The 14,848-nt window shown below is 53.5% G+C and carries 13 protein-coding genes; 7 read left to right on the top strand and 6 right to left on the bottom strand.

What is annotated here, in order from left to right:
* Positions 1-268 precede the first annotated feature (268 nt).
* The gene (gene dsbG / locus C5523_RS19840; RefSeq protein WP_108701813.1) at positions 269-1,012 is read right to left on the bottom strand and encodes a thiol:disulfide interchange protein DsbG; all 744 of its coding nucleotides are present in this window, start codon (positions 1,010-1,012) and stop codon (positions 269-271) included.
* A 396-nt stretch (positions 1,013-1,408) separates the two neighbouring features.
* Between dsbG and ahpC the strand changes: the two genes are divergently transcribed.
* Positions 1,409-1,972, top strand: a complete 564-nt coding sequence (gene ahpC / locus C5523_RS19830; RefSeq protein WP_041852156.1) for an alkyl hydroperoxide reductase subunit C — start codon at positions 1,409-1,411, stop codon at positions 1,970-1,972.
* 374 nt (positions 1,973-2,346) lie between these two features.
* Positions 2,347-3,912 carry an alkyl hydroperoxide reductase subunit F gene (ahpF, locus tag C5523_RS19825; RefSeq protein WP_041852155.1) on the top strand — a complete coding sequence of 522 codons (1,566 nt, stop codon included), beginning with the start codon at positions 2,347-2,349 and terminating at the stop codon, positions 3,910-3,912.
* Positions 3,913-4,032: 120 nt separating this feature from the next.
* Here ahpF and uspG read toward each other — a convergent pair whose 3' ends face one another.
* The 5 genes from uspG to dcuC all read right to left on the bottom strand — a co-directional run bounded on the left by uspG (position 4,033) and on the right by dcuC (position 7,674).
* A complete protein-coding gene (uspG, locus tag C5523_RS19820) occupies positions 4,033-4,461 on the bottom strand; it encodes a universal stress protein UspG (RefSeq protein WP_041852154.1) in 429 nt (142 codons plus the stop codon).
* A 132-nt stretch (positions 4,462-4,593) separates the two neighbouring features.
* Positions 4,594-4,683 (bottom strand): small membrane protein YldA, encoded by a 90-nt coding sequence (yldA, locus tag C5523_RS27945; RefSeq protein ID WP_271851235.1) that lies wholly within the window; start codon positions 4,681-4,683, stop codon positions 4,594-4,596.
* Between the two features lie 128 nt (positions 4,684-4,811).
* Complete coding sequence (gene rnk / locus C5523_RS19815; protein WP_071193879.1) at positions 4,812-5,222, bottom strand: nucleoside diphosphate kinase regulator; 411 nt, start codon at positions 5,220-5,222, stop codon at positions 4,812-4,814.
* Positions 5,223-5,393: 171 nt separating this feature from the next.
* The gene (gene rna / locus C5523_RS19810) at positions 5,394-6,203 is read right to left on the bottom strand and encodes a ribonuclease I (protein ID WP_041852152.1); all 810 of its coding nucleotides are present in this window, start codon (positions 6,201-6,203) and stop codon (positions 5,394-5,396) included.
* Positions 6,204-6,300: 97 nt separating this feature from the next.
* Positions 6,301-7,674 (bottom strand): anaerobic C4-dicarboxylate transporter DcuC, encoded by a 1,374-nt coding sequence (dcuC, locus tag C5523_RS19805; protein ID WP_041852151.1) that lies wholly within the window; start codon positions 7,672-7,674, stop codon positions 6,301-6,303.
* A 403-nt stretch (positions 7,675-8,077) separates the two neighbouring features.
* Between dcuC and C5523_RS19800 the strand changes: the two genes are divergently transcribed.
* Genes C5523_RS19800 through C5523_RS19780 form a run of 5 tightly spaced genes read left to right on the top strand, consistent with a single transcriptional unit; the run spans position 8,078 to position 14,688 of the window.
* Positions 8,078-8,437: a DUF2946 domain-containing protein gene (locus C5523_RS19800; protein ID WP_369943581.1), complete on the top strand. Its 360-nt coding sequence runs from the start codon at positions 8,078-8,080 to the stop codon at positions 8,435-8,437.
* A gap of 54 nt (positions 8,438-8,491) precedes the next feature.
* On the top strand, positions 8,492-8,836 hold the full coding sequence (locus C5523_RS19795; protein ID WP_107223631.1) for a copper-binding protein: 345 nt from the start codon (positions 8,492-8,494) through the stop codon (positions 8,834-8,836).
* A gap of 10 nt (positions 8,837-8,846) precedes the next feature.
* The gene (locus tag C5523_RS19790; protein ID WP_108701811.1) at positions 8,847-10,103 is read left to right on the top strand and encodes a TolC family protein; all 1,257 of its coding nucleotides are present in this window, start codon (positions 8,847-8,849) and stop codon (positions 10,101-10,103) included.
* Positions 10,100-11,572 (top strand): efflux RND transporter periplasmic adaptor subunit, encoded by a 1,473-nt coding sequence (locus tag C5523_RS19785; protein ID WP_108701810.1) that lies wholly within the window; start codon positions 10,100-10,102, stop codon positions 11,570-11,572. The genes C5523_RS19790 and C5523_RS19785 overlap by 4 nt, the downstream gene beginning before the upstream one ends.
* Complete coding sequence (locus tag C5523_RS19780) at positions 11,569-14,688, top strand: efflux RND transporter permease subunit (protein WP_108701809.1); 3,120 nt, start codon at positions 11,569-11,571, stop codon at positions 14,686-14,688. Before C5523_RS19785 ends, C5523_RS19780 begins: the two co-directional genes overlap by 4 nt.
* Positions 14,689-14,848 lie beyond the last annotated feature (160 nt).

Below are 14,848 nucleotides of genomic sequence, written 5' to 3'. Positions count from 1 at the left end.
CCAGGCGATTACCTACTTAGGCTGGGAATGATAATGAAATTAAACAAAGAGTTAATCTTTAATTTTCTATAGATTTCAATGATATAATTATTTTAAATGTTTTGGGGTATTTATATTCATTACGTTTGTGATTTTGTTTATTTGTTCGCTGTTTTGCTACAGGTGTTTATTATTGGTAACAAAAAAAGAGTTCCGGAGAAATAATCATAACTTTCGCTGATGTTTTTCTCCGGCTCACATTTTGCCATTATTTTTTTTTTTTTTGCTCTTACTCGCCAAAAATCAGCTTCAATTTTTCTTCATCAGGCAGTCCAACTTCCTGCTGCAGCACATTGTCTTTATTCATGTAGTAAATGGCCGGAGTGGCATTTGCCCCCAATTCGTCCATTAATGTTTGATTACTTTTTAGTACATTCATGATTGTCGGGGGAATGGTTTTGGGTAAATCCAGCGTCATTTTCCCGAGATATTGCTCATAGTCATGCCATTTTTTGGCCGGGTCGCTATCGCCCAAAATGGCCGCCGCCGCCGCCGGGCTTTCGGGTTTGATGACCCCAACCAATAATGTGCGGATTTGTACTTTACCGGCCTCAACCCAGGGACGTGACTGTTGCCAGAATCGGCTGCAGTACGGGCAGAAAGGATCGGCAAAAACGTAGATCACACGCGGTGCGTCCTTTTTGCCATCAAGGATCCAGGTTGATTTTTCCATCTGCTGCCAAAGCGCCCGACCTGCCGGCGAGTAGATCTCATCCTGAATCATTTTCTCACTCAGATTGGTGCCAGCGGCGTCATACATATAGCCAGAAATCGCCTGTTTGCCGTCTGGCGTAACATAAATGGTGACGCCCATATCCTGATATTTCCCCAGATAGCCTTTCATACCGCCCGGCGCATCGAAGGATTTAATGATAGTGATACCTTGTTTTTCAATGGCTTGTACGGGCGCAGGCAGCCCTTCTGCCTGAACATAGAAAGGCAAAAGAGAAAGGGCGAGTAGACGTTTAAGCATAAAAAACCTTAAGTAACAATGAGATGAATTTAACGACGGTAAAACCTATTACAACCATAGGCAGTATCTGGAGCCCGTGCATTGTTATGTGACAGCGAGAGTGTTGTAATCCCCACTGTCTGTGCGATAACTTTTATCTTGTCGCGCAACACGATGCCAGTATGACTGGCGCTGAAGCACCCACGGGTATTTCAGGTCTAAAGCCACCCGTGAGGTGGCTTTTTTGTTTTTACCGATGGGATCCCCGTCGACCTTATGCACGTTCATGTTCGGTACATTAAGCAGTTTTGTGCGGGTTGTTAGCTAACGCTTATTGATTTGATAATGCAAACGCATTAGCCGAATCGGAAAAAAATCGTTAACTTACACCTCAACGAAAACACGGAGGAAGTATAGATGTCTTTAATTAACACCAAAATCAAACCTTTTAAAAACCAGGCGTTCAAAAACGGTGAGTTCGTAGAAGTTACTGAGAAAGATACCGAAGGCCGCTGGAGCGTCTTCTTCTTCTACCCGGCTGACTTCACTTTCGTATGCCCGACGGAACTGGGTGACGTTGCTGACCATTATGAAGAACTGCAGAAACTGGGCGTAGACGTTTACTCTGTTTCTACCGACACCCACTTCACGCACAAAGCATGGCACAGCAGCTCTGACACCATCGCTAAAATCAAATATGCGATGATCGGCGACCCGACTGGCGCCCTGACCCGTAACTTTGAAATCATGCGTGAAGACGAAGGTCTGGCTGACCGTGGTACCTTCATCGTTGACCCGCAGGGTATCATCCAGGCTATCGAAGTTACCGCTGAAGGTATCGGCCGCGACGCATCTGACCTGCTGCGTAAAATCAAAGCAGCACAGTATGTTGCTTCCCACCCAGGCGAAGTATGCCCGGCTAAGTGGAAAGAAGGCGACGCGACGCTGGCTCCTTCCCTGGATCTGGTTGGTAAAATCTAAAATTCACGGCGTCTTTCGCGCTACAGATGCGTTGGCTGCGCTTAATCACCCCGGTCACTTACTTTTGTAAGCTCCCGGGGATTTATAAGCTTGCCGCCTTTCTGTAACACGAAAGCCTTGTGAATTGAAATTCCCGTCGTCTTTCGCGCCATAGCGGCGTTGGCGTCACCTGCTCGCCCCGGTCACTTACTGCTGTAAGCTCCCGGGGACTCTCAGGCTAGCCGCCTTGCTCTGACGTGAAATTCTCGGAAATTGCGTAGTACTATCTGGGCGCTTTCGCGCCCATTTTATTCCAACACCATGATTCAAGTTGCATTGGAGCCGTCGTAATAAGGCAGCTTGCATGATGATGTTTTAAGCCCAGGAGATTAAAAATGCTCGACACAAACATGAAAACGCAGCTCAAGGCTTACCTTGAGAAACTGACTAAACCTGTTGAGCTGATTGCCACGCTGGATGACAGCGCCAGATCGGCAGAGATCAAGGAACTGTTGGCTGAAATTGCTGAACTGTCAGATAAAGTTTCTTTCAAAGAAGACAACACGCTGGCAGTGCGCAAACCGTCGTTCCTTATTACCAACCCAGGTTCAAACCAGGGGCCGCGCTTTGCAGGCTCGCCGCTGGGTCACGAATTTACCTCACTGGTTCTGGCACTGTTGTGGACCGGTGGTCACCCGTCGAAAGAAGCGCAGTCTCTGCTCGAACAGATTCGCGATATCGACGGTGATTTTGAATTTGAAACCTATTACTCACTGACCTGCCATAACTGCCCGGATGTCGTACAGGCGCTTAACCTGATGGCAGTGCTGAACCCGCGCATTAAACATACGGCGATTGATGGCGGCACCTACCAGAATGAAATCACTGACCGTAATGTGATGGGCGTTCCGGCTGTCTTCGTCAATGGTAAAGAGTTTGGTCAGGGTCGTATGACGCTTGCTGAAATCGTGGCCAAAATTGATACCGGCGCGGAAAAACGTGCCGCAGAAGAGCTGAACAAGCGTGACGCGTATGATGTGCTGATTGTCGGTTCCGGCCCGTCTGGTGCGGCGGCAGCAGTTTACTCCGCACGTAAGGGTATCCGTACCGGGCTGATGGGTGAGCGTTTTGGTGGTCAGGTGCTGGACACCGTGGACATCGAAAACTACATCTCCGTGCCGAAGACCGAAGGTCAAAAACTGGCGGGCGCGCTGAAAGCCCACGTGTCGGAATACGACGTTGATGTGATTGATTCGCAAAGTGCGACCAAACTGACCCCGGCTGCCGTGGAAGGTGGTTTGCATCAGATTGAAACCGCATCCGGTGCCGTACTGAAAGCACGCAGTATCATCATTGCGACCGGGGCAAAATGGCGCAACATGAACGTGCCGGGCGAAGAACAGTATCGTACTAAAGGTGTGACCTACTGCCCGCACTGCGATGGTCCGCTGTTTAAAGGTAAACGTGTTGCGGTCATCGGCGGCGGTAACTCAGGTGTGGAAGCCGCTATCGATCTGGCGGGCATTGTAGAACATGTCACCCTGCTGGAGTTTGCGCCCGAAATGAAAGCTGACCAGGTGCTGCAGGATAAAGTGCGTAGCCTCGGTAATGTCGACATCATCTTGAATGCGCAAACTACCGAAGTGAAAGGCGATGGCAGCAAACTGACGGGGCTGGAGTACCGCGATCGCGTGAGCGGCGATGTGCATCATATCGCGCTGGCCGGTATCTTCGTGCAGATTGGTTTACTGCCGAATACTACCTGGCTGGAAGGTGCCATTGAGCGCAACCGTATGGGCGAAATTATCATTGATGCGAAATGTGAAACCAGCGTCAAAGGTGTGTTCGCGGCGGGTGACTGCACCACGGTGCCGTACAAGCAAATTATTATCGCCACTGGCGAAGGTGCGAAAGCCTCTCTGAGCGCATTCGACTACCTGATCCGCACTAAGCGTGCATAAGAAGAAAGTAAGACATCCCAACGCATTCGAGTTGCATAACGCTAACGCGCAGGCAACCCGAAGAACGAAGGGACAATACCTGCAATAATCAAGAGGCTGCCTGAGGCAGCCTCTTTTTTTTTACCGTACTACCAGCACCGGAATCTGTGCATGGCGTACTACGCTCGAAGCGTTCGACCCCAGCAAATGCGTAGTGATAGAGGGGTTGCGTGAACCAATCACCACCATATCCGCATGTAACTCTTCGGCCATTTCATTGACCACATCGCGTACGCTTCCCAGACGGACATGGGTGTGGATACGTTCGGGGCTGATTGAAAAGTGGCTTATCATCGTGGTCAGCCGGGTTTGCGCTTCATGCTGCAAGTGTTCTTCAAAACGACGAATATCGGCAGCGAATCGGTGCAGGCTGAGGCTGGAAGAAGCAGGCAGAACGTGCAGTAAATGAATGACGCCCGTGTCCTGAGCAAGGAACTCGGCGTGGCGCACGGCTTTGTCGCTTAACTCCATTTCGAAAACATCTACCGGCATAATGATTGTCTGATACATAAACGTGTCTCCCTGTAGATTATGTCACTGGTATTTGAGCAGGAATCACAGAATGATTCTGCTACGTCGCTGGCAATTATTTATTTGAGCTGGAGTTTTCGTAGAAATGAGGATTTTCCGGTAAACCGGGCGTTACCAGTGTCGTTCGAGATAAAGCACGGCCGCGACGATAATCGCCGCCACGATCAAAAAGATAAGGGCGATAATCCATGTTTCGCTCATATGCGAACCCAGGGCAAGAACCTCTTACCACAATAGAGGCCTGAACGGGACAACGAAATGCGACATTCGGGTGAGCGGGAAAGGGAAAGAGGATGCGGTCTGCATCCTCTTAACAGCGTATGGCGTGCTTAGCGCAGATATTCGCCAGCGGCTTCCGGCTGGTAGATTAACTCCAGCACTTCGAGATCGGTCGTCGCACCGCCGGGCAGTTCCCAGTGGATGCTATCGCCGACGCGTAAGCCCAGTAATGCCGCACCGACCGGAGCCATCACGGACAGTTGCGTCGCGCTATCGGTCATTTGCGCCGGGTATACAAGGGTACGTGTGCGGATATCGCCACTTTTAAGCTCACGGAATTTTACCGTGCTGTTCATGGTAACCACGTTGGCTGGCATCGCTTCGGGGGCGCACATCTGCGCGCGATCCAGTTCGTCATTCAGCACCTTCGCGACCGGCAGACTGGCATGAGCGGGTTGCTCCAGCAGACGGTCAATGCGCTCAGCGTCAAGTTCATTGATGATAATTGCAGGTCTGGACATCTATTACTCCATGTCATGAGGCGAAATCCCGCCAGATTGATCCAAAGAAAAACCCTCGCCGTCTGGCAGCGAGGGTTTAACTCTTCGGATGATACTGAGACTGCACGCAACTTTGAAGTGACTTAGCTCACATTTGCCGGGTTTATGTGTTTAAGCGGAAAGAGGGGAAGATTAATAACCGACGCTGTCGATAATAAAGTCGTTCCCGCAGTTACCCGGATGTGGTTGCGCCAGCAGGGATTTCGCGGAAAGTGGCTCGTTGATTGCCCGCGCATCAATGGCGACTTGCATTTCGGTAAGATACGCCGGATTACCGTTACAGGTCAGTTTTACCGCTTTAACACTGTTATCGCCCCAGGCCTTAGCAACGGCGGCGTCAAAATCGCTACGGCTGACGTGTTTACCGTAATTGTTCGCCAGAAAAAGCCCCAAAGCACTGCGTTTCACTTCCTGATTCAGACGCACCATCGTCCCGAATAAAGCATCCGGGTCGAAGCCGAAGCAAACGCCGTGTTTGGCGTATTCGTAACGTTCGAGACAAGATGTGCCACCTGCGCCGGGCATAACCGTGTTGAGCTTATTCGCCACCTCCAGTGACATCCCGGTTTCGGCAGCAGAACATTTCTGGCTGATTTTCGCCTCCGGCATATTGGGAACAGGTCGCGTGGCGCAGCCATATCGCATCCAGCGCTTTTCATCCACGCCGCGGGCGGCAATAGATTTCGGCAGGCCTGGCCACAGGCCGTGAACGGTCAGAAAATCGATTTTTTGCGGTAGCTCTTTTTGCAGTCGGCATTCCTCCGGCTCGCGCCCTCCGCGGTCATGCTGACTCTGGCAAAAGCCGGTTTGCCACGAAAGTGCCAGCACGTAGCGGTCAAAGTCACCGTACTGTTTGGGCTCGAGTGGGGCAGCGTGGACGGGGGTGAGCGACAGCATCGCCATGGCGACACCCAGACTGGCGACGAGTCCCTTTCTGAACATTTCTGATCCTGATGATTGTGTTTAAATAATTTCCGTAGGTTATTAAAGCACAAAAAGCGCCGGAGGGGCGCTTTTTGCGTTATGGCAGGACAGACCGTTAGTGCACGGCAGCGCCGGGAACCAGGATCTCTGTTGCCACGATCACCACAATCAGACCCACAATGACCGGTACGGATGTCCGTTTAACCACTTCAAACGGAGAGATATTGGCCATACCTGCTACAGCAACCACCACGCCGGATACCGGTGAAATGGTACGGCCAAGGTTAGAGGCCTGCAGCATCGGAATAGAAAGGTACGCCGGGTTGATGCCTGACTCATGTGCCAGTTTCGGGATCATCTCGACAAACGCGTAGAACGGCGCGTTACCAGAGCCCGTCGTCATCGCCGCCAGCATGGTGAGAATGACCAGTACCAGCATCAGAATGATACTTGCGGAACCAAACGAGGTGGCAATGGAGATAAGACTCTGGATAAAGCCAATCGTGCTGAGACCCTGCGCGAAGACACCGGCGGCAACTAACAGCATTACCACGCCAGCAAACGCATCTGCCATGCCGCGATAGGCTACTTCCAGGCCGGAAAAGACGTTCTGTGTATTGAAACCGCGGAAAAACTCCAGCACTGCGGCGAGCAGCATGCAGATCACCAGAATTGTGATGATATGCAGTTCCGGACCCCATTTACCGTCGAAAATCAGCACGCCAATGATCGGCGTAAACGGCAGAATGGCATAAAAAGATGGGGCGGTGGTGGTGATGTCTTTCACATCCAGCATCTCTGCGGTGATGTTCTCTTTTTTATCCAGATAGCGCTGCCAGAAATAGTGGGCGATGGCCATAAAGATAATGGCAGCGATGGAGATCGGCAGCGTCGTTTTAAACGCGAAGTCGATGAGCGGCATTTCAGCGGCTTTCGCGGCTAAAACGACATCCCCGGAGGTAGGAGATAAAATAATCGCGGCCGGAGAGGCACAAATAGCAGCGGCAGCCCCGCGGCTTATCCCCACGTTCACCATCACGGGGAAAAGCGTTGCCATTAATAACACGCCAAGGCCAGTGGCGGAGGAGACCGCCAGGGACATCAGGCAAGCAACGAAATAGGCGGCAATCATTAATAAATAGGGCGAGTTAATAAAACGCAGTGGGCGGGAGGCGAGCTTCACGACCATATCGTTGGCACCGATATGGGTCATATAGGCGGCAAACCCACACAGCATCATAATCATCATGCCCAGGTCGCCACCGCGGCTCATCAGCAAGATTTTGATGTATTCAACGATGTCTGTTGCGGTGTAACCCGTGCTGGTAGCACTGCCCGGCAGGACTTTATGCCCCATCAGCGCACTGACGATTAATAACGCCAGCCCGCCGACAAACAGCACGCCGGTGGCAGAGTAACCTTTGATGATATAGCGTGCGACACCCACGATTACCACGACGCCAATCAGAAGTTCAATAAACGTTAACATAATGTTCTGGATCCCAGCGTAAAGAACATGAAAAATGACTACCGGAAAAGGAAGAAACGCAATGTGCCGAATAACCGCTAATGAGTAGATGATTAAAATCAAGGAAGATTCGTTTTGCGTATATTATCGCGCATTTTTGCTTATTTTCCGCAAAATGACAAAAATACCGTTGCGGAAGTTCGCCAAAAAACAATGGGCGTAATGGGATCTAAAAAGAAAATAAAAAGTTAATAAAATTAGTTTCTTTGGTTGCGAATGAATAAGCCACGTAAATTAATCAAAAAAAGCTTTAAAAAGAAAAATATCGGCGCCTATACTCGCTCCCGGTTCCCGTATTGATTGACAGGTTATTATGCACACTGGCTGGATTAGTCGTTTACGCGTAAAGAGGCGGCATCTGACGATGTTGCTGATCGCGTTCGGCTGGCTATTGATCCAGAGTCAGGTGGCCATAGCCTCGCATGATTGCGACCTGGATGTGCAGGGCGAAACGGTAATGACACAGCATTACGATCATATGATGACCGATAATGCGATGCAGCCGCCTGCCCATCAAATGAAAGCGCCTCTGTGCGACAAGCATTGCGTACCGGATGTGGCGCAAAAAGATAGCGGTCATCAGACGCCAGTCGCGCTACCTGTCAACATGACACTGGTCATCGCCAAACCCCTTTGTGTTGATACCGTCCGTGAGGGCTGGTCGCTCACACCTCCCGCAGCAGGGCCGCCGGCAACCATCCGTTTTTGCCGGTTTCGCGAGTAGAAAACTGTTAATTCGTTGAATTTTAATTAATTTTCGATTAACAGGAGTTTTACTATGCGTTCTTCTATTTTTCGCGCGCTGACAGGCGTGCTGGCTGTACTCTCTTTTTCTGCCGTGCAAGCGCACGCCATGAACCACGACATGAACCACGACATGGCGCAGCACACCGCCATGCAGGCGCATGTTTACCACGCCCAAGGCGTTATCAAAAAAATCACGCCACAGTCCGTTTCTATCGCTCATAAAGCCATCCCTGATCTCAACTGGCCGCCGATGACCATGCAGTTTGATCTGTCGGAAGCTGCGCCATCGCAGTTGGCTGTGGGCGAAAAGGTTGACTTCGCGTTTGTGCAGAACGCGAACGGTTACCAGATCGTTTCTCTGACGCCGCAAGAATAACGGGGGCAGGATGAAACGATACTCCCTGAGCCTGGCGCTCGGCGGGGTGTTGCTGGGCCTGGTGTGCTCCGCCGTTTCGGCGGAGCCACTGACGCTCACGCAGACCCTCGCCGCTGCAGAACGCTACTCTGCCGAATTATCCGCTAACCGCTATGAAGCGCGGGCGCTGGATGCAATGGCAGATTCGGCCCGTCAACTTCCCGACCCGAAGCTGAAATTCGGTATTGATAACCTGCCTGTACAGGGCAGTAACGCACGCCGTTTTACCCGTGAAGGCATGACCATGCAGCGCATCGGCGTGATGCAGCAATACGTCAGTGCCGAAAAACGCGATCGCAAAGCGGACACGCTGCTGGCACAGGCGCAAAGCGTGAACGCGAAATCCTCGGTGGCGCGTGCGAATTTGCAACGCGATGCGGCGCAGGCGTGGCTGGATCTCGCGCTCTCCACACGCGCCCTGCAAACCGCGCGCAAATTGCTGGCGGAAACGACCGCACAGCAGGGGGCGCAAAAAGCCAGCGTCAGTGCGGGTAACGCGGCACCTGATAGCGTGCTTGCTTTCCAGATTGGCCTGAGTGCGATGCGCGACAAAGTTACCCTTGCGGAACGTGACGTGCAGGTGGCCCGGACTCGCCTGACCCAACTAACCGGACAGCCCGTTACCACTATCGCTGGTGACTTACCTCGCTATGAACGCCTGCCTGCCGACGAGCAAACACTGGAACACGGCGTCGCACTGCATCCGGAAATGATTGCCGCCGCCAGCGAAGCTAACAGTGCGAAGGCCCGCTCTGCCGAGTCCGCTGTTGCCGCCATCCCGGATGTGGAAGTGGAAGTCTGGTATGGCCGTCGCGCCGAAGGGTATGAAGACATGGCCGGGGTGATGTTTACCGTCGACCTTCCCCTTTTCAAATCACAGCGTCAGGACAAAGACCATGCGGCGGATATCTCCCGCTCAATGCAGGCCAACGATCAACTGGCACAGACCGAACGCGAACATGTGGCGCAGGTTCGCACCTTGATTGCTGAGTACAACGCCGCCCAGGCGCTGTGGATGCGCCAGCGCGACGACGTCTTACCGCTGGTACGCAAACGCGCCTCGCTGATGGCGGCGCAGTATCGCGCCGGGCAGACACAGTTGCCGGAATTGCTGGATGCGCGCCGCACGGTTCTTGACAGCGAACTGGCGGTTTATCAGGCAGAAAAAGAGATGGCACGGACATGGGCCGCCATCCATTGGTTGATTCCTCAGGAGCTGGCGCAATGAAAAAAACAGTCTTAGCGATTCTGATTGCCGCCTGCGTGGCAGCGGCGGCGGGCTATGTCGCAGGCCGACAACAGGTCGCGCCGACAGCAGACACCCACGACCACGCCAGTGCTAACGCGGAACGAAAAGTCCTCTACTGGTACGACCCCATGGTGCCGGGGCAGCGCTTCGATAAACCGGGGAAATCGCCTTTTATGGATATGCCGCTGGTGCCGCGTTATGCGGATGAAGGGCCAACCGACAATGGTGTCAGCGTAAGTGCGCGTCAGCAGCAAAACCTGGGGATGACCACGGCGAGTGTTGAGAAGCGCGTACTGGCTCCCGCTTTTTCTGCTTTTGCGACGGTGACAACCGATGAGCGCAGCATCCAGACAATCTCTGCTCCCGCCAATGGCGTAGTAGAAAAACTGTTTGTTCGTGCGCCTCAGCAGTGGGTGAAAAAAGGCGAGCCGCTGGCGCAATTATGGATCCCGCAATGGACGACGGCGCAACAGGAGTATCTGGCAGTACGTCAGCTAGGTGACGGTGCGTTGACACGTGCGGCGCGTGACCGACTGGCGTTGCAGTTTATGCCAGAAGCGACAATTCTGGCGGTAGAGCGCAGCGGCAAACCGCAAACTCGCCTGACGCTGCGCGCCGATCGCGCGGGTTATGTCGTGAAACTGGATTCACGGGAAGGGGCGCAGGTTGCTCAGGCACAAATGCTATTTGAACTTGCCAGCCTTGATCCCGTCTGGCTGGTGGTGGATTACCCGCAAAGTCAGGCACAAACCCTGAGTGCAGGCAGCGAGATCATCGCGCGCTCCTCAAGCTGGCCGGGCGAGCAATTTCATGGCCGGGTGAGCGAGCTACTGCCACAACTGGAAACCACCACGCGCACATTAAAAGCGCGCATCGTGCTGGATAACCCACAGCAAAAACTGAAACCCGGCATGTTCCTGACGGTGACGCAGCCGGAAACGTCGCAGCAGCCTGCGGTACTGGCGATCCCGGAAGAGGCGTTGATTGAAACCGGGGTGGCAACCAGGGTCTTGCTCGCTTCTGGCGAGGGGCACTTCCAGGCGGTGAAGGTGACGACAGGCAGAACATCGCAAGGCTGGACGGAGGTACTCTCCGGTCTTAAAGAGGGGGACAGCGTGGTCACTTCCGGGCAGTTCCTGATTGACTCCGAAGCCAGCTTACGCAGCGCCTTACCGGGAGACACGGCGCAGAGTGCGGTTTCCGACCAGAAACAGGCGCAAGAGTACGAAACCACCGGGGTGATCAAAGCCATTGATGCGGGCAGCATCACGCTGGCGCATCAACCCATTCCAGCGCTGAATTGGGGGGCGATGACGATGGATTTCACACTCAAAACGCCGGTTGCCACCCTCAAACCCGGTGACCGCGTGATGTTCAGTTTTACCCTTGATGATGAAAACGGCGCGGTGATCACCCACCTGATGCCTGCGACGGAGGCGATGAAATGATAGCCGCCATTATTCGCGCCTCTTTGCGTAACCGACTGCTGATCCTGCTTGCCGCGCTGGTATTGACGGGGTGGGGCATATGGTCGGTGCAGCGTGCACCGCTTGATGCCTTACCGGATCTATCGGATGTGCAGGTGATTATTCGTGCCAGCTATCCGGGCAAAGCACCACAGATCATCGAAAACCAGGTTACCTGGCCGCTCACAACGGCAATGCTATCCGTGCCGGGTGCCAAAACGGTACGCGGTTACTCGATGTTTGGCGACGCCTACGTTTACGTACTGTTTGATGATGATACCGATCTGTACTGGGCGCGTTCGCGGGTGCTGGAGAATTTAAGCCAGATCCAGACGTCACTGCCTGCCGGGGTTAACATGGCGCTGGGACCGGATGCCACCGGGGTGGGGTGGATCTACGAGTACGCGCTGGTTGATCGCACAGGGAAACATAACCTTGCCGATCTGCGCGCATTGCAGGACTGGACGCTGAAATTTGAGCTGAAAACCGTACCCAACGTGGCGGAGGTGGCCAGCGTCGGCGGGATGGTTCGCCAGTACCAAATCGTACCGGATCCGGCTCGTATGCGGGCGTTGAATATCACCCATGCGCAGTTAATCACCGCCGTTCAGTCGGCGAACCAGGAGAGTAGCGGTGCGCTGCTGGAGATGGGCGAGGCCGAATTTATGGTGCGCACCACCGGTTATCTGCAGACGCTGGAGGATTTCCGCCATATCGTCATTACCAGCCGCGAGGGCGTGCCGGTTATGCTCTCAGATGTTGCCAGCGTGCGGCTTGGACCGGAGCTGCGCCGTGGGGTTGCGGAGTATAACGGTGAAGGGGAGGTGGCGGGCGGCATCATTGTGATGCGCTATGGCAAAAATGCGCTTGAAACCATTCATGCGGTAAAAGCAAAGTTACAGGCGGTGCAGAAGACCCTGCCTGCCGGGGTGGAAATCGTTCCTGTATATGATCGCTCTACCCTGATTGAGCATGCGGTAGAGACCTTGACCCATAAACTTATTGAAGAGTTTATTGTGGTGGCGCTGGTTTGTACGCTCTTCCTGTTTCATTTCCGCTCGGCGCTGGTGGCGATTGTTTCCTTGCCACTTGGCATCCTTGGCGCGTTTATTGTTATGCATTATCAAGGCATTAACGCCAATATCATGTCACTGGGCGGGATTGCCATCGCCATTGGCGCGATGGTGGATGCCGCGATAGTCATGATTGAAAACATGCACAAAGTGATGGAGCAGTGGCGGCACGATAACCCCGGACGCAAACTGGTGGCGGCGGATTACTGGCGTTTGTCGGAACAGTCTGCGGTGGAAGTTGGTCCCGCGCTATTTTGCAGCCTGCTTATCATCACCCTGTCGTTTATTCCGGTGTTTTCGCTGGAGGCGCAGGAAGGGCGAATGTTCTCGCCGCTGGCGTTTACAAAAACCTGGTCAATGGCCGTGGCGGCTGGCCTGGGTATCACTCTGGTGCCGGTGCTGATGGCACTATTTATTCGTGGAAAGATCCCGGATGAAAAAGCCAACCCCATTAACCGTTTTCTTATTCGTCTCTATGAGCCGCTGCTGGACCGGGTACTGAACTGGCCGAAAGCGACCATTGGTGTTGCTTTGTTGTTACTGCTTGCCACGCTCTGGCCGCTCAGTCGCCTGGGCAGCGAATTTATGCCACCGTTGAATGAGGGGGACCTGCTCTATATGCCGTCGACACTACCGGGGATTTCGGCCCGGGAAGCGGCGAGACTGTTACAGCAGACGGACCGACTGATCAAAACTGTTCCGGAAGTGGAAAGCGTCTTCGGTAAAGCGGGCAGGGCAGAGAGCGCAACAGACCCCGCACCCTTAACCATGATTGAGAGCACCATTCGCTTTAAACCTCGCGAACAGTGGCGTCCAGGCATGACGCCGGAAAAACTGGTCGAGGAGCTCGATAAAACGGTTAGCCTGCCGGGGATTGCCAATGTCTGGGTGCCGCCGATTCGTAACCGACTGGATATGTTGGCGACCGGGATCAAAAGCCCCGTGGGGATAAAGGTGAACGGTAATAACATTGCCGATATCGAGCGAGTGGCCCAGCACATCGAGCAGGTCGTGAAAACCGTGCCTGGCGTGACGTCGGCGCTGGCAGAACGACTGGCGGGCGGGCGCTATGTGGATATCAATATCAACCGCCAACAGGCCGCACGCTACGGCGTTTCGGTCAAAGAGTTGCAATCGCTGGTCTCAACTCTGGTGGGCGGGGAAAACGTCGGCGAGGTTTTGCAGGGGCGTGAGCGTTTCCCGATCAATATTCGCTATCCACGTGAAATCCGCGATAACGTCGACGATCTGCGCGCGCTGCCGGTGATCACTGAAAACGGCAGTCAGATCGCGCTGGGCGAACTGGCGGATATTGTGGTGAAAGAGGGCCCACCGATGCTGAAAAGTGAGAATGCGCGCTTGTCGAACTGGATCTATGTCGATTTGCGTGGTCGCGACCTTAAATCAGCCGTGGACGATATGCAGCAACGGGTTGCTGAACAGGTGAAATTGCCGCAGGGGGTTACGCTCTCCTGGTCCGGTCAGTTTGAGTATCTGGAGCGGGCGACGGCGAAATTGAAAGTCGTCTTACCCGTCACGCTGATGATTATTTTTGTCCTGCTGTTTATCACCTTTAAGCGCATTTCCGACGCGTTATTGATCATGGGAACGTTGCCGTTCTCGCTGATTGGCGGCGTCTGGTTGTTGTGGCTATTGGAATACAATTTGTCCGTGGCGGGCGCCGTCGGCTTTATTGCGCTGGCGGGAGTGGCGGCAGAGTTCGGCGTGATAATGGTGCTGTACCTCAATCATGCGCTGGAGAAGTATCGCCAACGCGATCCGGATGGCGGCCAGGCGATGTTAAGGCGGGCCATTCATGAAGGGGCGGTGCTGCGCGTGCGGCCCAAAGTCATGACTGTTGCCACCATTATGGCAGGCCTGTTGCCGATAATGTGGGGCGGGGGAAGCGGTTCAGAGGTGATGAGTCGTATTGCCGCGCCCATGATCGGCGGCATGGTCACCGCGCCGTTATTGTCGATGTTTGTGATCCCGGCGGTGTATCAATTGCTTCATCGTCGTCGCTAATCCAGCGTTAAAATGCCGCGTCTCGTTTCCGGGACGTAGCATTTTTGGGGTGGTTAATTCTTAACCATTGATGCGGATCCCAAATAAACGGTAGCTTTGAAAAAACTTAGCGACATTTATCACTTTTTGATGAATAACGACTGGACAAAAGTCTTCACAA

Origin of the sequence: Phytobacter sp. SCO41, from assembly GCF_003073275.1 — a bacterium.
Lineage (GTDB): Bacteria > Pseudomonadota > Gammaproteobacteria > Enterobacterales > Enterobacteriaceae > Phytobacter > Phytobacter diazotrophicus.
Note: the sequence above shows the minus strand (reverse complement) of the source record. Positions and strands in the feature narration are given on the sequence as shown.